Origin of the sequence: Pseudomonas palleroniana (assembly GCF_003031675.1) — a bacterium.
Lineage (GTDB): Bacteria > Pseudomonadota > Gammaproteobacteria > Pseudomonadales > Pseudomonadaceae > Aquipseudomonas > Aquipseudomonas palleroniana.
The window spans coordinates 1-22,256 of record NZ_PYWX01000044.1; the positions used below are offsets into that span (position 1 = coordinate 1).

General features: G+C 60.6%; 23 protein-coding genes and 1 pseudogene. 9 read left to right on the plus strand and 15 right to left on the minus strand.

The annotated features are described in order from the left end of the window. Positions 1-227: 227 nt before the first annotated feature. The 4 genes from C9383_RS14760 to C9383_RS14775 all read right to left on the minus strand — a co-directional run bounded on the left by C9383_RS14760 (position 228) and on the right by C9383_RS14775 (position 4,339). Positions 228-1,136: an SdiA-regulated domain-containing protein gene (locus C9383_RS14760; protein ID WP_090368145.1), complete on the minus strand. Its 909-nt coding sequence runs from the start codon at positions 1,134-1,136 to the stop codon at positions 228-230. 8 nt (positions 1,137-1,144) lie between these two features. Further along, positions 1,145-2,068: an SdiA-regulated domain-containing protein gene (locus C9383_RS14765; protein WP_090368143.1), complete on the minus strand. Its 924-nt coding sequence runs from the start codon at positions 2,066-2,068 to the stop codon at positions 1,145-1,147. Between the two features lie 189 nt (positions 2,069-2,257). Further along, positions 2,258-2,923, minus strand: a complete 666-nt coding sequence (locus C9383_RS14770; protein WP_090368141.1) for a fumarylacetoacetate hydrolase family protein — start codon at positions 2,921-2,923, stop codon at positions 2,258-2,260. A 21-nt stretch (positions 2,924-2,944) separates the two neighbouring features. Further along, positions 2,945-4,339: an FAD-binding oxidoreductase gene (locus C9383_RS14775; RefSeq protein WP_090368139.1), complete on the minus strand. Its 1,395-nt coding sequence runs from the start codon at positions 4,337-4,339 to the stop codon at positions 2,945-2,947. A gap of 204 nt (positions 4,340-4,543) precedes the next feature. Here C9383_RS14775 and serA point away from each other — a divergent pair, with 204 nt between their 5' ends. Further along, entirely contained in the window at positions 4,544-5,773 is a 1,230-nt protein-coding gene (gene serA, locus C9383_RS14785) for a phosphoglycerate dehydrogenase (RefSeq protein ID WP_060753519.1), read from the plus strand. 67 nt (positions 5,774-5,840) lie between these two features. Here serA and C9383_RS14790 read toward each other — a convergent pair whose 3' ends face one another. Next, positions 5,841-6,296 (minus strand): DUF4399 domain-containing protein, encoded by a 456-nt coding sequence (locus C9383_RS14790; protein ID WP_060753520.1) that lies wholly within the window; start codon positions 6,294-6,296, stop codon positions 5,841-5,843. A 134-nt stretch (positions 6,297-6,430) separates the two neighbouring features. Here C9383_RS14790 and C9383_RS14795 point away from each other — a divergent pair, with 134 nt between their 5' ends. Continuing rightward, positions 6,431-6,955, plus strand: a complete 525-nt coding sequence (locus tag C9383_RS14795) for a transporter substrate-binding domain-containing protein (RefSeq protein WP_060753521.1) — start codon at positions 6,431-6,433, stop codon at positions 6,953-6,955. Here the strand turns inward: C9383_RS14795 and C9383_RS14800 are convergent. Both C9383_RS14800 and C9383_RS14805 read right to left on the minus strand, forming a co-directional pair. Continuing rightward, on the minus strand, positions 6,891-7,388 hold the full coding sequence (locus C9383_RS14800) for a 2-thiouracil desulfurase family protein (RefSeq protein ID WP_090368137.1): 498 nt from the start codon (positions 7,386-7,388) through the stop codon (positions 6,891-6,893). The two genes, C9383_RS14795 and C9383_RS14800, sit on opposite strands and share 65 nt — an antisense overlap. 2 nt (positions 7,389-7,390) lie before the next feature. After that, on the minus strand, positions 7,391-8,023 hold the full coding sequence (locus C9383_RS14805; protein ID WP_060753523.1) for a 2OG-Fe(II) oxygenase: 633 nt from the start codon (positions 8,021-8,023) through the stop codon (positions 7,391-7,393). A 131-nt stretch (positions 8,024-8,154) separates the two neighbouring features. Between C9383_RS14805 and C9383_RS14810 the strand changes: the two genes are divergently transcribed. Further along, entirely contained in the window at positions 8,155-8,907 is a 753-nt protein-coding gene (locus C9383_RS14810) for a DUF2059 domain-containing protein (RefSeq protein WP_090368135.1), read from the plus strand. Between the two features lie 43 nt (positions 8,908-8,950). Here the strand turns inward: C9383_RS14810 and bipL are convergent, their stop codons facing one another. After that, positions 8,951-9,892, minus strand: a complete 942-nt coding sequence (gene bipL, locus C9383_RS14815) for a phospholipase BipL (protein WP_090368133.1) — start codon at positions 9,890-9,892, stop codon at positions 8,951-8,953. A gap of 99 nt (positions 9,893-9,991) precedes the next feature. Between bipL and C9383_RS14820 the strand changes: the two genes are divergently transcribed. The 4 genes from C9383_RS14820 (at position 9,992) to C9383_RS14835 (ending at position 12,647) form a co-directional block, all read left to right on the plus strand. Beyond that, positions 9,992-10,570, plus strand: coding sequence for a DUF6436 domain-containing protein (locus tag C9383_RS14820; protein WP_090368131.1), 579 nt, complete (start codon positions 9,992-9,994; stop codon positions 10,568-10,570). A gap of 90 nt (positions 10,571-10,660) precedes the next feature. Continuing rightward, positions 10,661-11,017 (plus strand): EamA family transporter, encoded by a 357-nt coding sequence (locus C9383_RS14825; protein ID WP_090368129.1) that lies wholly within the window; start codon positions 10,661-10,663, stop codon positions 11,015-11,017. After that, a complete protein-coding gene (locus C9383_RS14830; RefSeq protein WP_090368126.1) occupies positions 11,017-11,427 on the plus strand; it encodes a DMT family transporter in 411 nt (136 codons plus the stop codon). The genes C9383_RS14825 and C9383_RS14830 overlap by 1 nt, the downstream gene beginning before the upstream one ends. Beyond that, on the plus strand, positions 11,427-12,647 hold the full coding sequence (locus C9383_RS14835) for a DegT/DnrJ/EryC1/StrS family aminotransferase (protein ID WP_090368123.1): 1,221 nt from the start codon (positions 11,427-11,429) through the stop codon (positions 12,645-12,647). Before C9383_RS14830 ends, C9383_RS14835 begins: the two co-directional genes overlap by 1 nt. Here C9383_RS14835 and C9383_RS14840 read toward each other — a convergent pair. Then, a complete protein-coding gene (locus C9383_RS14840; protein ID WP_090368121.1) occupies positions 12,625-13,503 on the minus strand; it encodes a hypothetical protein in 879 nt (292 codons plus the stop codon). The genes C9383_RS14835 and C9383_RS14840 overlap by 23 nt on opposite strands. Continuing rightward, complete coding sequence (locus tag C9383_RS14845) at positions 13,500-14,606, minus strand: GNAT family N-acetyltransferase (protein WP_090368119.1); 1,107 nt, start codon at positions 14,604-14,606, stop codon at positions 13,500-13,502. Before C9383_RS14845 ends, C9383_RS14840 begins: the two co-directional genes overlap by 4 nt. A gap of 158 nt (positions 14,607-14,764) precedes the next feature. Here C9383_RS14845 and C9383_RS14850 point away from each other — a divergent pair, with 158 nt between their 5' ends. Next, complete coding sequence (locus tag C9383_RS14850) at positions 14,765-17,119, plus strand: penicillin acylase family protein (RefSeq protein WP_090368116.1); 2,355 nt, start codon at positions 14,765-14,767, stop codon at positions 17,117-17,119. Positions 17,120-17,241: 122 nt separating this feature from the next. On the opposite strand, the pseudogene C9383_RS14855 reads toward C9383_RS14850, so the two are convergent. Further along, positions 17,242-17,448, minus strand: a pseudogene (locus tag C9383_RS14855) (helix-turn-helix domain-containing protein); the annotation flags it as partial. Next, on the minus strand, positions 17,420-18,385 hold the full coding sequence (locus C9383_RS14860) for a GlxA family transcriptional regulator (protein ID WP_090368114.1): 966 nt from the start codon (positions 18,383-18,385) through the stop codon (positions 17,420-17,422). The gene C9383_RS14860 and the pseudogene C9383_RS14855, both read right to left, overlap by 29 nt. A gap of 225 nt (positions 18,386-18,610) precedes the next feature. On the opposite strand from C9383_RS14860, the gene C9383_RS14870 reads away from it, so the two are divergent. Continuing rightward, positions 18,611-19,249: an HD domain-containing protein gene (locus C9383_RS14870; RefSeq protein WP_090368112.1), complete on the plus strand. Its 639-nt coding sequence runs from the start codon at positions 18,611-18,613 to the stop codon at positions 19,247-19,249. Positions 19,250-19,315: 66 nt separating this feature from the next. On the opposite strand, the gene C9383_RS14875 is transcribed toward C9383_RS14870, so the two are convergent. From C9383_RS14875 to C9383_RS14885, 3 genes are read right to left on the minus strand one after another with little or no spacing between them, the layout of a single operon-like run. Then, a complete protein-coding gene (locus C9383_RS14875; RefSeq protein WP_090368110.1) occupies positions 19,316-20,200 on the minus strand; it encodes an ABC transporter permease subunit in 885 nt (294 codons plus the stop codon). Further along, positions 20,197-21,117: an ABC transporter permease subunit gene (locus C9383_RS14880; RefSeq protein WP_060753535.1), complete on the minus strand. Its 921-nt coding sequence runs from the start codon at positions 21,115-21,117 to the stop codon at positions 20,197-20,199. The genes C9383_RS14875 and C9383_RS14880 overlap by 4 nt, the downstream gene beginning before the upstream one ends. Next, positions 21,114-22,256 carry an ABC transporter ATP-binding protein gene (locus tag C9383_RS14885; protein ID WP_028618367.1) on the minus strand — a complete coding sequence of 381 codons (1,143 nt, stop codon included), beginning with the start codon at positions 22,254-22,256 and terminating at the stop codon, positions 21,114-21,116. Before C9383_RS14885 ends, C9383_RS14880 begins: the two co-directional genes overlap by 4 nt.

The window sequence follows — 22,256 nt, forward strand, 5'->3', positions numbered from 1 at the left end:
ATATCCAAACACCTCAGATTTGGGCGCTATCATAGCGCCCGATTGAAGTGTCCAAAATCATTAGGCCAGTTCAGCTTGCTCCCGATAGCGGTGGGTCAGTCGATAAACTGCTGACTGGCACACCCTCATCGGGAGCAAGCCCCCTCCCACAAGTTATTCATCGTCCGTTCTATCGCTTAACTGACTGGCATTAGGGCTTGCCCCCCTCCCACATGGAGTGTCAGAAGTTAGGTTTTTTTGAACACGTAGAACAGGTTCGGCTCGCTGACCAGGTACAACGTACCCGTGTCATCCATGGCGATCCCTTCGGCCTGCGGTACCCGCTTTGTCAGGCCATGGCGCCCGCTGAGCAATGACAGACTGCTCAGCGGGCGACCGTCGATATCCAGCTCCAACACCAGGAACGACTCATCCGACAGCGCCAGCAGATGGCCGCTGCGCTCGTCGTATTGCAGGCTCGACAGGTCGCGCACAAACATTCCCGCATCGCGCTTGGGGTTGTTGATCACGTGTACCGAGTAGGTTTTTTCCGGTTGAAAATGGGGAAAACCGCGCACCTCGTAGATCAGCATCGGGTCGCGCTCTTTGGCCACGAACAGGCGCTTGCCCACCGAATCGTAGGCCAGCCCTTCAAACCCTTTGTTACTGCCGCTGTGCACGCCCAACGTCATCTGCTCCGCATCGGCGGCGTCGAGAAACTGGGTGTCGTCGTTCACATGTACTTTGATCAGCCGCTGTTGGCGCTCATCGCTGATCACGTAGATGTTGTCGCTGATGAACTCCACCGCCTCGGCATCGCCAAATCCGATCAGCGGGATACGCCGCACAATCACGCCGTCCAGGGACAGTTCGATCAACTCGGGGTTTTTATTGGTCACCGTGAACAGGCTTTTACGCACCGGATCATAGGTGAGCGCCGAGACATCATCATCGAGCCCTTCGATGACCTTGGCCTCGAGGGTGACGCGGTAATCGGCCAGGCCAATGGAGCGCTCGTCAGCCGGATGACGCCACGTCTGGAGGTTGAACCAGGCCCGCTCGAACAAGCGAAAGTGCTGCGCGACCAGCCCGGTACAAACCAGGCCGGCCAGCAAGAGCAAGAACAACGCGGGTCTGGGACGGGCAATTCGACGCATCAGGGAGTCTATTTCTGCTTTTCGAAGCGATAGAACAGGTTCGGCTCACTGACGATATACACCGTACCGTCCTCATCCATCGTGACACCTTCCGCACGCGGGATGGTGTGCTTGAGGCCGTTGAAGCCACCGAGCAGGGTCATGAAGCTGACTTGCTTGCCCTTTTCATCCAACTCCAGGAGCAGGTGGGAGTCCGCCGACAGCACCAGCATGTGGCCGGTACGCGGGTCAATCGCCAGGGCGGACAGGTTGCGCATGTCCAACTCGGTGCTGGCAAGCTTTTGCTTGTCGCCCGTCAAGGTGTTGCCATCGGATTTCCAGGTAAACAGCGCCGGTGGGCGCTCTTCGCCGAGTACGATCTGTTGGTTACGCTTGTCCCAAGTTACACCCTCAAAGGCTTTGTTCTGATCCTTGGACGGCCCCAGGTCATAGCTGGTGAAATCTGCTTTGTTCAGCTGGGTGGTGGCGGCATCCACCTTGACGACGGTGAGGCTGTGGTCGCGTTCGTCAACCACCGCCATCAGGCCATTTTCCATCACCGTCACGCCTTCCGGGTTGCTCCAGCCATTGAGCGGCATCTTGCGCAGCACATCGCCCTGCAGGCTTAACTCGACGAGGAAGGCGTTCTTGCCCATGACCGAGAACAGGGTTTTGGTCTGCGGATTGTAGGAGACATCCGAAGCCTCATCCTTTTCCATGCCGGGCAGCAACTTGGCGTCAATCACCGCACGGTAGTCAGGCAGCCATACGCTGGCCTGACGCTCGAACGGCGTCTGGAAGCGTTCGGCAACCCACAACACGCCCCGATCATCCCAATGCATCGCCCAGGCGACGCCATAGGTGATCGTGCCAGCCAAAAACAGCCAGGAATACCAGCGCAGGGCAAAGCGTGAGCGAAGCTTGGGTTTCGACGAGGGGAGAGACACGGCCATTGAGCGCTTTCCAGAAAGACAGCTATAGGGGATAGCACAGGATCAGAAAACCCGCGCGCAGGAAGCTACGGATTATCCGGATGGCGTGTGAAAAAAATGCAAAACCTTCACTGCAGCGGCGAGCCAGAGGCCGGATGGTGTCGCCAAGGAGCGAGCTTGCTCGCTCCTTGGCGACACTAACGCAGGCAATCAGCGAACGCTGCTTTCGAACTGGCTCACGCCCGGCAACTCCAGCACCAACTCATCACCCACGTTCAGCGGCCCCACGCCGGCCGGGGTGCCGGTGAGAATCACGTCGCCGGCCTGCAGCGAGAAACAGCCGGCCATGTGCTGGATCATCGGAATGATCGGGTTGAGCATCTGCGAACTGTTGCCGTCCTGGCGCACTTCACCGTTGATGGTCAGGCGAATACCGATATCGGTCACGTCCGGGAAGGTGCTGCCGACCACGAATGGTGCAATCACCGCCGCGCCGTCAAAGGACTTGGCGATTTCCCACGGCAGGCCCTTGGCTTTCAGCTCGGCTTGCTTGTCGCGCAGGGTCAGGTCCAGGGCCGGGGCGAAGCCGGAGATCGCGTCGAGCACTTCTTCGCGGCTGGGCTTGTTCGACAGCGGTTTGCCGATCAGCACCGCGATCTCCGCTTCGTAATGCACCGAACCGCGTTCGGTCGGAATGCTGAAACCGCCTTCCAGCGGCACCACGCAGCTGCCCGGCTTGATGAACAGCAGCGGCTCGGTCGGCACCGGGTTATCCAGCTCCTTGGCATGTTCAGCGTAGTTGCGCCCAATACACACCACTTTACCCAGCGGAAAGTGGATGTTGGTGCCATCGACATACTTGTGCTGATAGCTCATGAAACGACTCCTTCGGGGCGGTTAAACAGCGAAGATCTTGCCAGGGTTCATGATCCCGTTCGGGTCGAACACCGCCTTCACTGCTTTCATGTATTCGATCTCAACCGGCGAGCGGCTGTAAGTCAGGTAATCGCGCTTGGTCATGCCCACGCCGTGCTCGGCGGAGATCGAGCCGTTGTACTTCTGCACGGTTTCGAACACCCACTTGTTCACGGTAGCGCACTTGGCAAAGAACTCATCCTTGCTCAGGTTTTCCGGCTTGAGGATATTCAGGTGCAGGTTGCCGTCGCCGATGTGACCAAACCAGACAATCTCGAAGTCCGGATAATGTTCGCCGACGATTGCGTCAATTTCCTGCAGGAACGCCGGTACTTTGGAGACGGTGACCGAAATATCGTTCTTGTACGGCGTCCAGTGGGAAATGGTTTCGGAGATGTACTCGCGCAGTTTCCACAGGTTGTGCAGCTGGGTTTCGCTCTGGCTCATCACGCCGTCCAGCACCCAGCCCTGCTCGACGCAGTGCTCGAAGGTTTCCAGGGCGTGGTTGGCGACTTCTTCGGTCGTCGCTTCGAATTCCAGCAGCGCGTAGAACGGGCACTCGGTTTCGAACGGCGCCGGCACGTCGCCGCGCCCCAGGACTTTGGCCAGGGCCTTGTCGGAGAAGAACTCGAACGCGGTCAGGTCCAGCTTGCTCTGGAACGCATGCAATACCGGCATGATCGAGTCGAAATCGGTGGTACCCAGCACCATCGCGGTGAGGTTCTTCGGCGCACGGTCCAGGCGCATGGTGGCTTCGACCACGAAGCCCAGGGTGCCTTCAGCGCCGATGAACAGCTGACGCATGTCGTAGCCGGTGGCGTTCTTGATCAGGTCGCGGTTCAGTTCCAGCACATCACCCTTGCCGGTGACCACTTTCATGCCGGCAACCCAGTTGCGGGTCATGCCGTAGCGAATTACCTTGATCCCGCCGGCATTGGTGCCGATATTGCCGCCAATCTGGCTGGAACCGGACGAAGCGAAGTCCACCGGATAGTACAGGCCCTGTTCTTCGGCAGCGTTCTGCAACTGCTTGGTGACCACGCCCGGCTGGCACACGGCGGTACGGTCGGTGAGGTTCACGTCGAGGATCTGGTTCATATAGTCGAACGACACCACCACTTCGCCATTTGCCGCTACCGCTGCCGCCGACAGGCCGGTACGACCGCCGGACGGCACCAGCGCCACCTTGTGCGTGTTGGCCCAGCGGACGATGGCTTGCACCTGCTCGATGGTCTTGGGGAAGACGATGGCGGTAGGCGCAGGGGCGAAGTGCTTGGTCCAATCCTTGCCGTAAGCCTCCAGGGAGTCTGCATCGGTCAGCACTTTGCCGGGCTCAACCAGGGTCTTCAGCTCATCAATCAGGGCAGGATGGGTCATCGACAGAACTCTCGAACAATTCATGGTCATCCTGAGAACGCTTCACGTCGCAGGAATGAGTGTTAGCGGGGCGCGTATGCTAGCATACCGCCCCCGCAGGACAGAGCCCAAGGGCGTTTCTGCGGTGACGGCTTTCCTGCCGTCCGGGTCAGCTTGCGCTGCTCGACTCCCTGCCATTTTTCTCCGGGATACAGGTTTACGCAGATGAGCAAGACTTCTCTCGATAAGAGCAAGATCAAGTTCCTTCTTCTGGAAGGCGTCCACCCATCGGCTGTCGACGTTCTGAAAGCCGCCGGGTACACCAGCATTGAGTACATCACCAGTTCTCTGCCGGAAGCCCAGCTCAAGGAAAAGATCGCCGACGCGCACTTTATCGGCATTCGCTCCCGCACTCAGCTGACCGAAGAGATCTTCGATCACGCCAAGAAACTCGTGGCGGTCGGCTGTTTCTGCATCGGCACCAACCAGGTCGACCTCAACGCAGCGCGCGAGCGCGGCATCGCGGTGTTCAACGCACCGTACTCCAATACCCGTTCCGTGGCGGAACTGGTGCTGGCCGAGGCCATCCTGCTGTTGCGCGGTATTCCTGAGAAGAACGCATCCTGCCACCGTGGCGGCTGGATCAAGAGCGCGGCCAACTCCTTCGAAATCCGCGGCAAGAAGCTGGGTATCGTCGGTTACGGCTCGATCGGCACTCAGCTGTCGGTCCTGGCTGAAGGCTTGGGGATGCAGGTGTTCTTCTACGACACCCTGACCAAACTGCCGTTGGGCAATGCCACCCAAGTGGGCAGCCTGACCGAGTTGCTGGGCATGTCCGACATCGTGACCCTGCACGTTCCGGAAACCGCCGAGACCCAGTGGATGATCGGCGAGAAGGAAATCCGTGCCATCAAGAAAGGCGGCATCCTGATCAACGCCGCACGCGGCACCGTGGTCGAACTGGATGCCCTGGCTGCCGCGATCAAGGACAAGCACCTGATCGGCGCCGCCATCGATGTGTTCCCGGTAGAGCCTCGCTCCAACGATGACATCTTCGAAAGCCCGCTGCGCGGCCTGGACAACGTGATCCTGACCCCGCACATCGGTGGTTCCACCGCTGAAGCCCAAGCCAACATCGGCCTGGAAGTGTCGGAGAAGCTGGTCAAGTACAGCGACAACGGTACATCCGTATCGTCGGTGAACTTCCCGGAAGTGGCCCTGCCGGCTCACCCTGGCAAGCACCGTCTGCTGCACATCCACCAGAACATCCCTGGCGTGCTGATGGAGATCAACAAGGTCTTCGCAGAGAACGGCATCAACATCTCCGGTCAGTTCCTGCAGACCAACGAGAAGGTCGGTTACGTGGTGATCGACGTCGACGCCGAGTACTCGGACCTGGCGCAAGAGAAGTTGCAGCACATCAAGGGCACGATTCGTAGCCGCGTTCTGTTCTAAGAACCCGCGCCTACCCATAAAAATGGGAGACCCGCAGGGGTCTCCCATTTTTTTGTCTGAACAAATCTTACTTGACGTTAACCGTGATCACTTTCGAGGCTACAGTCGGGTTGAACTGCATATGCAGTTTGTCGCCGGCCACCAGTTGCAAGGTGTGCTTGCCTGGGGTGAGGGTCAATTCGGTCTCGGTCTGGGCCTTGCCGTAGTGGATCACGGTGTCGGTGGCCGGGATCGGTACGCTGGCGTCAGGCAGCTCTTTCTGGTCAACCAGCAGATGGTGGTGGCCGGTGCCCGGGGTCTGGTCAGTGGCCGGCGCGAGCTTCAAGCCTTCCATGCCGAATTTGACGGTAAAGGTTTTATCCACAGTGGCGCCATCTTTGGGCGACACGATAAACACTTTGGCACCTTCAGGTGGCGCGCTACGCGGGATGCCATCGGCGGCGGTGGCCAACATCGAGGCACCCAGCAACAGGCTGGCAATCGTTGCACGGGCGGATGTTGCTCGGACTGATAGGGCTTTCATTCGCTTCTCCAGTTTCTGCAGGAAATCTGTTGGGTTATGACAACTTCGCGACAAATTGCTGTCCAAGGCACTCAACACAATAGCAAAGCGATGCTGGACGGTGCCTCGTACAGCTCAATTCCTTAGGAGCGACCATGCGCTTTTCGCCTGGCCTTGTACTTTTACTGCCTCTTTTGAGCCCCTTGGCTCATGCCGAACTGATCGACGATGTGTTTGATCGCGGCGAACTGCGCATCGCAGTGCAAGCCAACACCCCGCCATTCAACTTCAAGGACGACAATAAGCTAACCGGCTTTGAAGTGGAGTTGGGTGAAGAATTGGCCAAGGAACTGGACGTGCGCCCCTCCTTTATCACCACCGATGACAGCGACCTGCTACCGGGCGTTGAAACCGGCAAATATGACGTGGCCATCAACCATATCGCTATGACTGCGCAGTTGCAGGATCGGTTCGATTTCAGCGAGGCTTACCTGGAAAAGCCGGAGCTGGCGATTCCGTTTCAGAAGGGCAACCCGGCGTTCAAGACCAGCCTGGACAGGGCGCTGCAGCAGATCAAGGCCGATGGCCGCTTGAAAGCGCTCTCGCACAAATGGTTCAAGGACCAACCGCCTGCAATTGCGCCAATGCCTGAGCCGCTTCAGGCAACTCCTGCTCACTGAACACCAACACCCCATGGCGCTTGAGCAGCGCCGCCGTCACGCCCTCGCCGCTCACCTTGACGGCGCTGAAGGTGCCGTCATAGATCAGCCGGTTGCCACAGGATGGGCTGTTGGCCTTGAGGATGGCGATGCGGATACCGTGGCGCTGCGCCAATGCCAACGCCTGGCGGGCGCCCTCGACGAAGGCGCCGCTGAAGTCTTCGCCCTCGGCGGTCAGCACTCGGGCACGCCCATCCCATACATCGACGCCCTGCCCACCCGCAATCTCGGCGGGCGGCCGTGGCGTCGGCAAGCCACCCGCCACCTCCGGGCAGATCGCGACCACACGCCCCTCGGCCTGCCACTGCGTCAATAGGTCGAACGGGCCACTGGCGCCACCGTCGTAGCGCACCTTGTGCCCAAGCAGGCAACGGCTGACCAGAATCTTTTCCATGTTTAAAACGGCTCGTTGCCCCGTCGACGAAACCAGCCGGTCAAGGACAAGCGCTCACGCGTGGCGGGCAGCACTTCGTGAGGGACTTCACCCGAGAGGAACACCACCAGGCAACCGCCGGTGGGCTGCACATCGTATTCCACGCCATCCTTGAGGTACATGCGCAACTGGCCGCCATGCTCAGGCAACCAGGCGTCGTTCAAATAGACCACTGCCGACACCGTGCGCCGGTCATCATCGCGAAAACGGTCCAGATGCTTGAGATAAAACGCACCCGGCGGGTACATCGCGAAGTGGCTTTCGAAGTCTTCAAGGCCCAGGAACAGATGGCGGTTCATGGCCAGCCGCAGGCTGTCCATCAACCTCATGTAGGTCTCGCATACCGGCGCGTCGCCCTCTTCCAGCCACTGGATATGGTCACCGCGAATCCCCTCGCGGATTTCCTGGGCCGGCCCGCGCCCGACAGCGGCAGGCGCCAGCTCACCTTCGGCCGCACGTTTACGGCACTCGGCCGCCAGCTCCAGGGTCAGAGCCTGGGGCAGGAAGCCATTTTGCTGCGACCAGCCTTTTTCGGCCAGGTCGTCGACGATACGTTGCAGCAGCGGGTGATCGAGGGATATTTGCATGGCGCGCATAGTATCCATACGCCTGTGAATTCGACAGAGCCGCCGAGCGTCTGAATACACTTTAGTCAGGTGACTGATAGGACTTCTCGACAAATCCTACGCCTGACACGGACAATAGTGGCCGACTGACAGGAGTCCCTATGCGTCGTTTGTTTTTTTCCGTGCTGATGTTCTGCGTTTTGCCCGCCTGGGCAGACAGCCATGACCAGTTGTACAAGGTCGCCGGCTGGGCCGAACAACGTGCGCACTTCAATGACGCTCTCAGTGCCGCCCAACAACGCTACCGCAATAGCCTGCCGCCGGCGGTGTACCAGGCGCTGGTGGACAACAGCAACAAACGCTTTGCCGCCCAGGCCATGGACCAGCGCGCCGAAGCGCAATTGCGCCAGCACCTGGCAGACCCGAAGCCCGCGCTGGCGTTTTTTCAGTCGCCCCTGGGCCGCAAGATTGTCGACGCCGAACTGCTCGCCACCCGCCGCGACCAGTTGGCGAAAAACGCCCAAGGCTTGCCGCACATGGAAGCCGATGCAACCCGCAGCCTGATCATCGGCCACCTGGCCCAGGCCCTGCCCGCGCGCGAAGCCGGTGCGGAAGTCAGCCTGGCGATTGCCGGTGTCGCGGCTGACAGCTTGAGCCAGATGATCCCCGGCCTGCTGGGCGGCGGCCAGGCCCAGGGCATGTTGAATGGGCAGCGCGAGCGCCTGATGCGGCAGATCGGCAATGACCTGAACAACACGCTGTTGTACGTCTATCGGAACCTGTCCGACCCGGAGCTGGAAGAGTTCGCGACATTTGCCGAGTCGCCGGAGGGTAAGGCCTATTACCAGGCTGCCCTTGCCGCCATTCGCGCAGGGCTTGCAGTCGGGCAAAGCACCTCCAGCCTGTCGCAATAACCCATGTGGGAGGGAGCAAGCCCCCTCCCACAGTTGGATTGTGCTACTTCAGATGCTCCGTGAGGAAACTGAAGTATTGCCGGCGAATCTCTGGAATTTCATTGGCCAGATGATGCCGGCCACGCGGCAGCATCAACACCTCAGGCTGATCGAACTTGCCCCGCAGCACCTGCAAGTTGTGCTGCCAGTCCACCGTCATATCCTCCTCGCCTTGCACGATCACTGGCCGCCGTGGGCTGCGCGGCGCGGCTTCGATGCGCCTGATCCAGCTCGCCAACGCGCCGACCCACGCCGTGGGCAGTTGGCGGGGTTGCAACGGGTCGGCTTCCAGGAACGGTTTGAAATCCGGGTCGTGGGTGTTCTCGCTGAACCGGCGGGCGATGCCTTTTACAAACGGGCGCAGCAAGTAATAGCTGACCTGCGACCAGCCCCAGGCGCGTGGCCGCACCAAGGGCGACAGCAGGAAGGTCTTGCCTTGGGCCGGGCTGTCGACGCCATGGTTGAGCAAGTGGTCGACCACCACTGCACCGCCGGTGCTTTGCCCGAACAGGTGCCAGGGTTGCGGCAGTTGCAGGGCTTGAGCCTGGGCGAACAGCGCCTGCACCACCGCCTGGTACACCGCAAAATCATCGATGCTGGCACGGGCGCCACTGGACAAGCCATGGCCCGGCAAATCGCAGGCGATCACCACAAACCCCTGGTCCAGCGCCCAATCCACAACGTGGCGATACAGTCCCATATGGTCGTAGAAGCCATGGAACATGAACATCGTCGCCACCGGCTGTGCCGGCCACCACACCTGCGCCACCACTTGGAAGCCTTGCACCTCGAAGCGCCCCAGGCGACTCACCGCCGGCACTTTGCGCGCAGGCAGGTCGAGCCCGTAGAAACGCTGGTAGACCCGGGCCTCCACAGAAAGCGGCTGCGCATCCACCAGGGGCCGCAAGCTTTCGCGTAGATGATCGGGGTCAAAAGTGACGGGCATAAAGGCTTCCAGACTGAGGGTGAAGATGAATATCGACCTGCGATATTCATCTGTCAGAGCAAGCATGGCAAGCTACGCGACCTCCGAGGATAGATCCGAATGCGACAGCACCTGCGCACTGCCCTGTTCGCCAGCCTGATTCTGGCCATTTGCACCGCTGTGCTGTGGACGGCCTATGACTGGTTCCAGGGCCGCTACCTGCGCGCCTTCAGCGAACATACGGCGGTGTTCTCCGGCGACACTCTGCGCCTGCCCGCCGAACTCGCGGGCCCGGGGCCGATCCGCCTGGTGCACTTCTGGGACCCGGCGTGCCCGTGCAACGTGGGTAACCAGCAGCATCTGGGCGAGCTGATCGAGCAGTACGCGCCTCAGGGCGTGGAGTTTTATGCCCTGCAAAAGGCCGGCAGCCACGGTCAACTGCCCGACAACCTGAACAGGATGAAAACGCTTGCCGCCCTGCCCGGCGCCGATCAGGTGCCGGCGACACCTGCCGTGGGTATCTGGGACCGCACGGGCAAGCTCGCGTATTTCGGCCCCTACAGTGAAGGGCTGACCTGTAATTCCAGTAACAGCTTTATCGAACCGATCTTGAAAGCCCTCGAGGCCGGGCGCGAAGTTGACGCCACCCACACCCTGGCGGTGGGCTGCTATTGCCAGTGGAGCAAGACATCAAACTGAACACAGGCTGTTCGACCGGCAAACTCCAGTCACCCCGGCGACAGGCTACTGTATCGTACGTTTTCGGCAGGATTGTAAGCATAGGAACACATGAGCCAATTAACCATTATCCTCTGGATACTCAACGTCATCGTCGATACATCCGGCCAGTTGGCGTTCAAGGCAGCGGCTTCAGCCAGCGCCGAGCATGACGGCCTGGCCCACTGGAAACACATGCTCAAGCGGCCGTGGATCTGGATTGGCGTTCTCTGCTATGTCTTCGAATTCGTGTTGTGGCTGGCGTTCCTGACATTGGTGCCGTTGTCGGTCGGCGTGATGCTGGGCTCCATCAACATTGTGCTGATCATGATTGCCGGTCGCTTCCTGTTCAAGGAAAGCCTTAGCAAATGGCGGTTGATCGGCATCATGCTGATCGCCTGTGGCGTGACCGTCGTGGGGTTTGAATAATGAAACGCTTTTATATCCTGGGTTTTCTCGCGCTGATCATTTTCGACACCTTGGCGCAGGTCAGCTTCAAGTTCGCCTCGGTGCATGCAGAACCCCTGACGATGGACACCGCCTGGCTGATACGCGTATTTGGCGCCCCATGGATCTACGGCGCCTTCGTGGGTTATATCGGCGCGTTCTTCACCTGGATGACCTTGCTCAAATACGCCCCGGTGGGCCCGGCTTTTGCGGCCTCTCACCTGGAACTGATCAGTGTCACGCTGATTTCCGTGTGGCTGTTCGATGACAGCCTGACCCTGCCGAAAATCGTCGGCGGCGCGTTGATCATTGCCGGCATTCTGTGCCTGGCACGCAGCGAAGACGAAGCCGGAAAAGTCATCGGTGCCGGTCGCTCCGAGACGCTTGCCTGATGATGCCTCGCGAGATTCCGCCCACCGCAGGGCTGCCCCTGCGCTGGCGGGACCTGCTCGGCCTCTCGGGCGACCTGGCCCCTGCCCTGGCCCGTCAACTGTCGATTCCGCTGCCGGCGCTGACGTGCTCCGGGACCGCTGCACTGGTGATCGCCCTAAGGGTTTTGCAACGGCGCATGCCGGGCCGTACCCGGCTCATCGTGCCGGCCTATACCTGCCCGCTGGTCGCCTTGGCCGCCCATTACTGCCCACCGTTGCAGGTGGTGCCCTGTGATTTGCAACCCGACAGCATCGACCTGGACGAACAGCACCTGGTGCAGTTGTGCGACGAAACTACCCTGGCGGTGGTGGTCACCCATCTGGCCGGACGCGTGGCTGATGTCGGAACCGCCAAGCGCATTGCCGGCGCCATCGGCGCAGCGGTCATCGAAGATGCCGCGCAAGCCATGGGTGCGCTGGACGATGGGCAGAGCGTCGGGCTCAAAGGCGACGTGGGCTTTTTCAGCATGGCGCTGGGTAAAGGCCTGACGACGGCAGAAGGCGGGGTGTTGTTCAGCCGTGACCCGGTGTTGCATCAAGCGCTGCACCGCCAATCTCGCCAGGACCTGCCGTTCAGCCTGCGCTGGGAGTTGCAGCGCAGCGCCGAGCTGTGGGGATACGCCCTGCTTTATCGGCCGTACGGCTTGTATTACGTGTATGGCAAGGCCTTGCGCACGGCGCTGGCGCAAGGCGATGAAGTCGCCGCCGTGGGTGATGATTTTTCGGTCAACGACATTCCGCTGCATGCCCTGGGTGGCTATCGCCGCAGGGTCGGCGCGGCGGCGCTGGCTCGCTTGCCCGATCACCTGCAACAAGGCCGCACCCGCGCGTTGCGCCGTGCGGCACGCTTGAATGCCTTGCCCGGTGTCTCGGTCATCCTGGACCGACCCGGGCAGCAAGGCACCTGGCCTTTTCTAATGGTGGTGATGCCCTCGGCACAGGCCCGGGATACGGCGATGGCGCAGCTCTGGACCGCGGGGCTGGGCGTGACGCGCCTGTTCATTCACACCTTGCCGGATTACCCCGACGTGGCCCCCTTGCTGGCGCCTGGCAGCCCGCTCCCCCAAGCCCAGGCTTTCGCCCGCCGCACCCTGTCGATCAGCAACAGCCATTGGCTGACCGACGAACACTTCGAACAAGTCCTCGCCCAACTGAAGGTTATCGTTTCCAACCCTGATTGATGCGCGCGACCAAGCGACCATTCAATGCGTTCTGCTGTTGTTGCCAGATCTGCACCTGCGCCTCAGGCAGTTCTTCCTGGCCATCGGATGCACTCAGCCAGCGCTTGAACTTGCTTTCATAGTGGTAGGCCGAGACGTCACCCGTGACGTCCGCGCCAATGATCTGGCCTTGGCAGGCGTCGATCAGGTCATTCAAATGCTGCTCCAGGAACTCACCCTGGTCCCAGTTGGTGTTCACCACTTGGGGGCTCAGCACATCTTTGTCGATGGACAGATAAACCGGCAGCGAACGATCAAGCTGCGCCAGGAACGCACGCATCAACTCATCCGGATGGCTGAAGGCACGATTGCTCGGCCCGGCGCCGATCCAGTTCATCCAGCGCGTATCGACGTTGACGTTCCAGTAGGTCAGCTTGCGTTTGAGCAGCGGCGACCAGTGATTCTCCCAGGCGTGGCCCAAGGCAATGTCCTGCGAACCGATCCCCAGCACATGCACATGCTCGACCTGAGGCAGACGGCTGGCCCAATACACCCACGAACCGCAGTGGATGCCGAACGGGTAGCGCATGTTGTCGGGGTGGTTGTCGCAGATGATCAGTTGGTACTTCTGCTGCGCGGGCAGGCGGTTCAACAGGAGCTGGCTGAGATGGTGATAGTCGCCGCTGCCGGTAAACACGCAACCGTAATCGCTGGGCATCTGCGCGTGCAGGGCGGTTTCCAGTTCCTTGAACTGGGCCCAACGGCAGCCGAAGCGGATTTTCTCCTGCCAGGCCTGCAGCGGTAAGGTGATCGCGCCAGCAATGTCGCTGACGGCACCATCGAAATCGAGAATCAGCGGGGCTCGGTCCAGGCTCATGCGGTGTGCTCCTGGTGCCATTGGTTGTCGCTTTCAAAATGATGACGCAAACGGTTGCCCAGCTTGCGCAACAACGGGTTGCGCACCCATACCAAGTGGCGCGTGAAGGTGAAGTCGGCACCGAGGTTGGCCTTGACCTGCGGGTCGGTCCAGCCCGCCACATAAAACTTCAGCCCGTTCGCCACCGCGTACTCCAGGTTCACGAACCAGCTGACGAAGTACAGGTTGAACTCCAGCGCCTGTGGGTAATTGAGCCCGATGTACTTGTCGAGCAGCTTGTCGCCCTCCACGTAGCACAGGTTGTAGCCGATCAGTTCGTCGCAGTGCCAGTAGCAGAACACGCGCCCGTCAGTACCGGCGTCCCTGAGCAAACCGGTGAAAAACTCCGGCGTGAGCAGGTCAAAATGGATCTCGCTCTGGTCGTACACCGCCTTGTACAAACCGTACAACTGCGTCAGCCAGGCATCATCGTTGAAGCGCTCATCGCCGGTGTCGAGGATTTCCACGCGCAACGCTTCGCGGCTGCGCAGTTTGCGTCGGATATTGCGCCGACGGCTGTGGGACAAGCGCCCAAGGTATTCGTCGATGGTGGTGAAGTTGATCGGCACATAAGCCAGTGCCTGGCCCTCGAGGCTGATGAAACCACGCCGCGTGCACTCATCGATCAAGGCTTGCGCGTAGCGGTTGTCGGCCTCGCTGAGCAGCGGGGAGTCGTGGGGCACGTCTTTGACGATGGTGAGTTTGCGCTGCGGGACGCATTCCTCTTGCAGCCACTGCGCAAGCTCCTGGGGCGATACGCCCTGGGGGAACGGCGCATATTCACTGACCGTGGTGCCCACAAAGCAGCTGTCGATACGCAACCATGAATGCCACAAGGCATAGCCTGACCAGCCGCGCACACGCTTCACGAAGTCCTCGTCGGCAGTGGTCAACAGGTCGAATGGCGTGAAGAAGTACGGCACCCCCTGGTCGGACAGCCGGGCGTCAAAGCCTGCCGGCGGATGCTGCAAAAAGCGGCTGATCAGCGATTGCGCTTCCAGGCTGCAGGCGTAGGTCACGTCTGAAGGGCTGGGAACTGGCTTGGGTTGCGTGGCGCAGGTCATGAAAAAAGGCTCAAGGACGACGGGCGCAATAGTAGCTCATCGGCAGCGCTGGCCGCTTGAACCTTGGCTGTCACAACGGCGCGTCAGCATTTCCCTCAGTCGCCACCAAACCGATTAGACTCCGTTGACCTCCCAGGTGACTGACTCAAGGACCGTCCATGAAACGCAGCCTGACCGTGCTCGCCCTACTGATTACCGCCCTCCTGGCCGGCGCCGGCTGGTATGTCTACAGCAAGCAACCCACGCGTCAGGGCACAGTCATGCTCAACCATCTGCAAGGCTCCGTCACGGTGCGTTACGACGACCGTGGCGTGCCGCACATTCGCGCCGAGAATGAGGCCGACCTGTATCGCGCCCTGGGCTATGTGCATGCCCAGGACCGCCTGTTCCAGATGGAGATCATGCGGCGCCTGGCCCGTGGCGAGCTGGCCGAGGTGCTGGGCCCCAAGCTGCTGGAAACCGACAAACTGTTCCGCAGCCTGCGTATTCGTGAACGGGCCTTGAGCTACGTGGAACACATCGACCACGACTCAAGCGCCTGGAAGGCCCTTCAAGCCTATCTGGACGGGATCAACCAATATCAGGACAGCCACGCCAGCCCCATGGAGTTCGATGTGCTGGGCATCACCAAGCGGCCCTTTACACCCGAAGACACCATCAGCGTCGCCGGGTACATGGCCTACAGTTTTGCCGTCGCGTTTCGTACCGAACCTGTGCTGACTTATGTACGCGACCAGCTGGGTAGCGATTACCTGAAAGTCTTCGACCTGGACTGGCAACCCAAGGGCGCGCTCAACCTGGCCGCCGGCGACTGGAAAAGCCTCGGCGCCCTCGCCGCTCTGAGTGACAGGGCCTTGGCCGATAACGGCCTGCCGCAGTTCGAGGGCAGCAACGCCTGGGCCATCAGCGGCAGCCGCACCCAAAGCGGCAAACCGTTGCTGGCAGGTGACCCGCATATCCGCTTCTCGGTGCCGTCGGTGTGGTACGAGGCGCAACTGTCGGCGCCGGGCTTTGAGCTGTACGGCTACCACAACGCGCTGGTGCCGGTGGCGTTCCTGGGGCACAACCTGGATTTCGGCTGGAGCCTGACCATGTTCCAGAACGATGATCTCGACCTGATCGCCGAAAAGGTCAACCCGGATAACCCCAACCAGGTCTGGTACCACGGCCAATGGACCGACCTGACCAGCAGCGAACAGCAGATTGCCGTCAAAGGCCAGGAGCCGGTCATCCTGACGCTGCGCAGCTCGCCCCACGGTCCGATCATCAATGACGTACTCGGCGAAAATGCCGGCAAGACGCCGATTGCCATGTGGTGGGCGTTCCTCGACACCGAAAACCCGATCCTCGAAGGCTTCTACGAACTCAACCGTGCCGACACCCTGGCCAAGGCCCGTGCGGCAGCCGCCAAGGTGTCGGCCCCCGGGCTGAATATCGTGTGGGCAAATGCCAAGGGCGATATCGGTTGGTGGGCCGCAGCGCAATTGCCGATCCGCCCGGCTGGGGTCAACCCGGCATTCATCCTCGACGGTAGCACCGCCCAGGCCGACAAGCTGGGTTTCTACCCGTTCAGCGCCAACCCTCAGGAAGAGAATCCGGCGCGTGGTTATGTGGTGTCGGCCAACGCCCAGCCGGCCTCACCCACCGGCATGGAAATCCCCGGCTATTACAACCTGGCCGACCGTGGGCAGCAGTTGAATACACAATTGAGCGACAACAGCGTGAAGTGGAACGTGAACAACAGCCAGGCCTTGCAGCTGGGCACCACCACCGCCTACGGCCCACGGTTGCTGGCACCGTTGCTGCCGGTGTTGCGTGACGTCGTCAAGGATCCGGCCCAGTTGAAACTGGTGGAACAGCTTGCAAACTGGAAGGGTGACTACCCGCTGGGCTCCACCAGCGCCACGCTGTTCAACCAGTTCCTGTTCAACCTCACCGACGCCACCTTCCACCCGAAGCTGGGCGACGCCCTGTTCAAGACCCTGCTCACCACCCGGATGATCGACGCCGCATTGCCCCGCCTGGCCGCTTCAGCGGATTCGCCGTGGTGGAACGGCACGCGTGCCGACACCGTCAAGCTCGCCTGGGACAATAGCCTGGCGCACCTCAAGGCCACGCTCGGCGATGACCCCGGCCAGTGGCAGTGGGGCAAAGCGCACACCTTGACCCACGGGCACCCGCTGGGCATGCAGAAGCCATTGGACAAGCTCTTCAACGTCGGCCCGTTCCCCGCCCCCGGCACCCACGAGGTACCCAACAACCAATCGGCGATGATCGGCCCCGCGCCCTGGCCGGTGACCTATGGCCCGTCGACCCGCCGCCTGATCGACTTCGCCGACCCGGCCCACGCCCTGACCATCAACCCGGTGGGGCAAAGCGGCGTGCCGTTTGATCGACACTATAGTGATCAGGCGCAAACCTACATCGAAGGTGGGTATGAACAGGCACATTTCAGTGATGAGGAAGTTACGGCCAATACCCGTGGCACCCTGAAACTATTGCCCGCCCGATAACCCGATCAATATGGGAGGGGGCTTGCTCCCGATAGCGGTGTCTCAGTTACAGATGAGCTGACTGACACACGGCTATCGGGAGCAAGCCCCCTCCCACACTTGGATCTGCGTTGTATCAGCGACTACTGTGCCCGCACCCGGCCCGGCGCTTCGCCGTAGGTTTCCTTGAATTTCTTGCTGAACGCCGCCTGGGACTGGTAGCCCACTTGCGTTGCGATATCCATCAGGCTCAGGCGCCACTGGCGCAGCAGGTTGAATGCCAGCTCCATACGCTGCGCGCCCTGGAAGCCTACGACACGCTCAAACCGGCGCCGCAAAGTTAAGCCGGAACTGTTGCGGGGTCACGCCCAGTCGGCGATTGAATACACTGCGCATGTGCTGGGCATCGCGAAAGCCGCATTGGTAGGCCACGGTCTTGAGCGGTGCGCAGCTGCTTTCGAGCATCACCCGCGCCGCATCCACCCGGGCTCGCTCGACAAACTCAGCCGGCGTTATCCGTGCTTCACGGGCAAATACCCGGGAGAAATTGCGTGCACTCATATTGGCCGCCTTGGCCAGATCGGCGATGGTCAAATCCCCCGTCAGGTTCGCCAACACGTACAACTGCACCAGCGCCACCGCCGAGGTGTTTTCGGCGTGGGGCGTGAGGAACGGGCTGAACTGCGACTGCCCACCGGAACGCTGGGTGAACACCACCAGACGCTTGGCCACGCTCAGCGCGACTTCCGGGCCATGGTCCTGGGCCAACAGGTACAGCGACAAGTCGATGCCTGCGGTCACACCTGCCGACGTGTAGAGGTTGCCGTCCTGTGCGTAGAGGCGATCGGCATCGACCTGGGCTGTAGGGCACAGACGCGCCAGATCTGCGGCGTCGTTCCAGTGGGTGGTGACGGTTTTTCCATCCAGCAGGCCAGCGCGGGCCAGCAGGAAGGCGCCGTTGCAGATCGAACCGAAGCGTTGTGCTCTCTGTGTTGCACCGCGTAGCCAGTCATCGAAGGGGGCACCGAAATCCTCGAAGGGTAGTTGCGGGCCGCCAGCGACCAGCAGCAAGTCGTAGGGTTCAAGGGCTTCGCGGTAATGCCGATGGGCCTGTAGTGGCAGGCCATTGGAGGCCGCCATCGAGCCATGGCCAAGGCCGATGACTTCCAGCTGGTAATGGTCCTGCGGCGGCAAAAAGCGGTTGGCCTCGCAAAACACATCCATCGGCCCCGTCACATCCAGCGACTGGACGCCGGGAAAGATCAGAATGGCAACGGTTTTTTGCATGAGTAAACCTTATCTCTGGACTGGCGCGAAACCCTGTGGGAGCCGGGCTTGCCTGCGATGCAGGCGACTCGGTCTATCAGGCATACCCAGGTGATGCTATCGCACATTTGATCGCGTACAGCCTTGGCACGATGTGCAACCACATTGGCCGGGATCACTCCCTCGCCGCGATGGCCCCTTTGCAGGCACACGACCAGACTGGAATCTTTCCAGAGGAGAGCCATCATGAGCACCACTATCGCCGGTATCCAGATCCCCGACAGCGCACTGGCCAAGGCCACCACCGAATACATTCGCGACGTCGAATCCGACCTGCTTTATCACCACTCCAGCCGCGTTTTCCTGTTCGGCGCCTTAAGCGGTGAACGCAAACAACTCGCTTACAACCCGGAGTTGCTCTACGTCGGCGCGATGTTCCATGACCTGGGCCTGGTCGAAGGCCATCGCAGTGACAACGAACGTTTCGAAGTGGACGGCGCCAATGCGGCGGCCACGTTTCTCAAGCCTTACGGGCTGAGTGACGACGACATCGAACAGGTATGGCTGTCCATCGCCCTGCATACCACACCGGGCGTGCCGCAGCATCTACGCCCAACCGTTGCGCTGGTGACGGCCGGCGTCGAGATGGATGTCCTGGGTATGGATTACGCAGCGTTTTCCAGCGTGCAGCGCGAGGCGGTGGTGCATGCGCATCCACGGGGTGAAGGGTTCAAGGAGTGCATCATCTGCGCCTTTGCCGACGGCTTGCGCCATCGCCCACAGACCACGTTCGGCAACGTGAAGACGGATGTACTGGTGGATCAGGAGCCAGGGTTCAAGCCGATGAATTTTGTTGAAGTCATCCGCAAATCGCCCTGGGCTTGAAATGCAAACAACTGTGGGAGCAAGCCCGCTCCCACAGTTTGATCCAGTTTCTTCAGGTAGACCTGATTAGACCGGTGCAGTCGCGCGGCGCTTGTCCGGCTGCTGCCAGCCATCCGCCGCCGCTTCTTCGATGGCTTGCTGGATGGCTTTCTTGCGGTGCTCTTCGGCACGACGGCTGAAGAACCACACCAGGAAGGTCACCAGCGACACCGCCAACAGAATCAGGCTGGCCACGGCATTGATCTCGGGTTTGACCCCAAGGCGCACCGCCGAGAACACTTCCATCGGCAAGGTCGTCGAGCCCGGGCCCGATACGAAGCTGGCCAGTACCAGGTCATCCAGCGACAAGGCGAACGACATCATGCCGCCCGCCGCCAGCGATGGCGCGATCATCGGGATCGTGATCAGGAAGAACACCTTCCACGGTCGCGCCCCCAGGTCCATCGCCGCTTCTTCAATCGACAGGTCCAGCTCACGCAGGCGTGCCGACACCACCACCGCCACATACGCCGCACAGAAAGTGGTGTGGGCGATCCAGATGGTGACGATGCCACGCTCCTGGGGCCAGCCGATCATTTGCGCCATGGCCACGAACAGCAGCAACAGCGACAGACCGGTGATCACTTCCGGCATCACCAACGGCGCGGTCACCAGGCCGCCGAACAGCGTGCGGCCCTTGAACTGGCTGATGCGCGTCAGCACGAAGGCCGCCAAGGTGCCCAGGGCCACCGCAGCCACCGCCGTATAGCAGGCGATTTCCAGCGAGCGGGCCACCGAGCCCATCAACTGGGTGTTGTCCAACAGGCCCACGTACCACTTGATCGACCAACCGCCCCAGACTGTCACCAGCTTGGATTCGTTGAACGAGTAGATCACCAGGATCAGCATCGGCAGGTAGATGAACAGCAACCCCGCCACCAGCATGAAGCTTGAGAAACTGACGCGCTTCATATCTTGCCCTCCATCTCTTTGGCTTGGCTGCGGTTGAACAGGATGATCGGCACGATCAGGATCGCCAGCATCACCACCGCCAGGGCTGAGGCCACCGGCCAGTCACGGTTATTGAAGAACTCTTGCCACAACACTTTACCGATCATCAGGGTTTCCGGGCCGCCCAGCAGTTCCGGGATCACGAACTCGCCCACTACCGGGATAAACACCAGCATGCAACCGGCGATGATGCCGTTCTTGGACAGCGGCACGGTGATCTTCCAGAAACTGTTGAAGGTGCTCGAACCCAGGTCGGACGCGGCTTCCAGCAGGCTCTGGTCGTGTTTGACCAGGTTGGCGTACAGCGGCAGGATCATGAACGGCAGGTACGAATAGACCACGCCGATATACACCGCAATATTGGTATTGAGGATCTGCAGCGGCTCATTGATCAACCCGATGGACATCAGGAAGCCGTTGAGCAAACCGTTGTTGCTGAGGATGCCCATCCACGCATACACACGGATCAGAATCGCGGTCCAGGTCGGCATCATGATCAGCAACACCAGCACGGTCTGCATCTCTTTGCGCGCGCTGGCGATGGCGTAGGCCATCGGATAGCCGATCAACAGACACAGGAGCGTGCTGAAAAACGCCATCTTCAACGAGCCCAGGTATGCGGCGATGTACAACTCGTCGTCACCCAGCATCGAGTAGTTGGCCAGGTTGAGCACCACCTGCAGTTTCTGCTCAACGAAGGTGTAGATCTCGGTGTAAGGCGGGATCGCGACGTCGGCTTCGGCAAAGCTGATCTTCAAGACGATGAAGAACGGCAGCATGAAGAACAGGAACAACCAAAGAAATGGAATCCCGATAACCACGTGTCGACCATCGGGAGTTATTCGTTGCAACTGGCGCTTGAGCTTCTTCATGTTCATGAGCGAAGTACCACGCCGCTGTCGTCTTCCCACCACACGTAGACCTGGTCGCCCCAGGTCGGACGCTGGCCACGGCGTTCGGCGTTAGCCACGAAGGACTGCACCAGTTTGCCGCTCGGCAGTTCCACGTAGAACACCGAATGGCCACCCAGGTAGGCAATGTCGTGCACTTTGCCGCTGGACCAGTTGTGCTCGCAGGTCGGCATTTCGGTGGTGACCAGCAGTTTTTCCGGGCGAATGGCGTAAGTCACGGATTTGTCTTCCACCGAGGTGGCAATGCCGTAGCCCACGTAGATGTCGCGGTCCAGGTCCGGGCACTTGAGCACCGCGTGGCCTTCGGCGTCATCCACCACCTGGGTGTCGAAGATGTTGACGTTGCCGATGAACTCGCACACCAGGCGGCTGGTCGGGGTTTCGTAGATATCGATCGGGCTGCCGATCTGGGCGATCCAGCCCAGGTGCATGATCGCGATGCGTTCAGCCATGGTCATGGCCTCTTCCTGGTCGTGGGTCACCATGACGCAGGTCACACCCACGCGCTCGATGATCTCAACCAGTTCAAGCTGCATCTGCGAACGCAGTTTCTTGTCCAGCGCGCCCATCGGCTCATCGAGCAGCAGCAGTTTCGGGCGCTTGGCCAGGGAACGGGCCAGGGCCACACGCTGACGCTGACCACCGGACAACTGGTGCGGCTTGCGCTTGGCGTACTGGCTCATCTGTACCAGCTTGAGCATCTCGGCCACCCGGGCGTCGATTTCGGCCTTGGGGATCTTGTCCTGTTGCAGGCCGAAGGCGATGTTCTGCGCCACGGTCATGTGAGGGAACAAGGCGTAGGACTGGAACATCATGTTGATCGGCCGCTCGTAGGGCGGCATGTCGGTGATGTCCACACCGTCGAGGTAGATGCGACCTTCCGTTGGGCGCTCGAAGCCTGCGAGCATGCGCAGCAAGGTGGATTTGCCTGAGCCCGAACCGCCGAGCAAGGCGAAGATCTCGCCTTTCTTGATTTCCAGGGACACATCGTCCACGGCAATCGTCTCGTCGAACTTCTTCGTGACCCGGTCGATTTTGACCAACACCTTTTTCGGTGTCTGGTCGCCCTCGAGGGCTTTCTTATAGGCGCCGGAGGCAACTGCCAT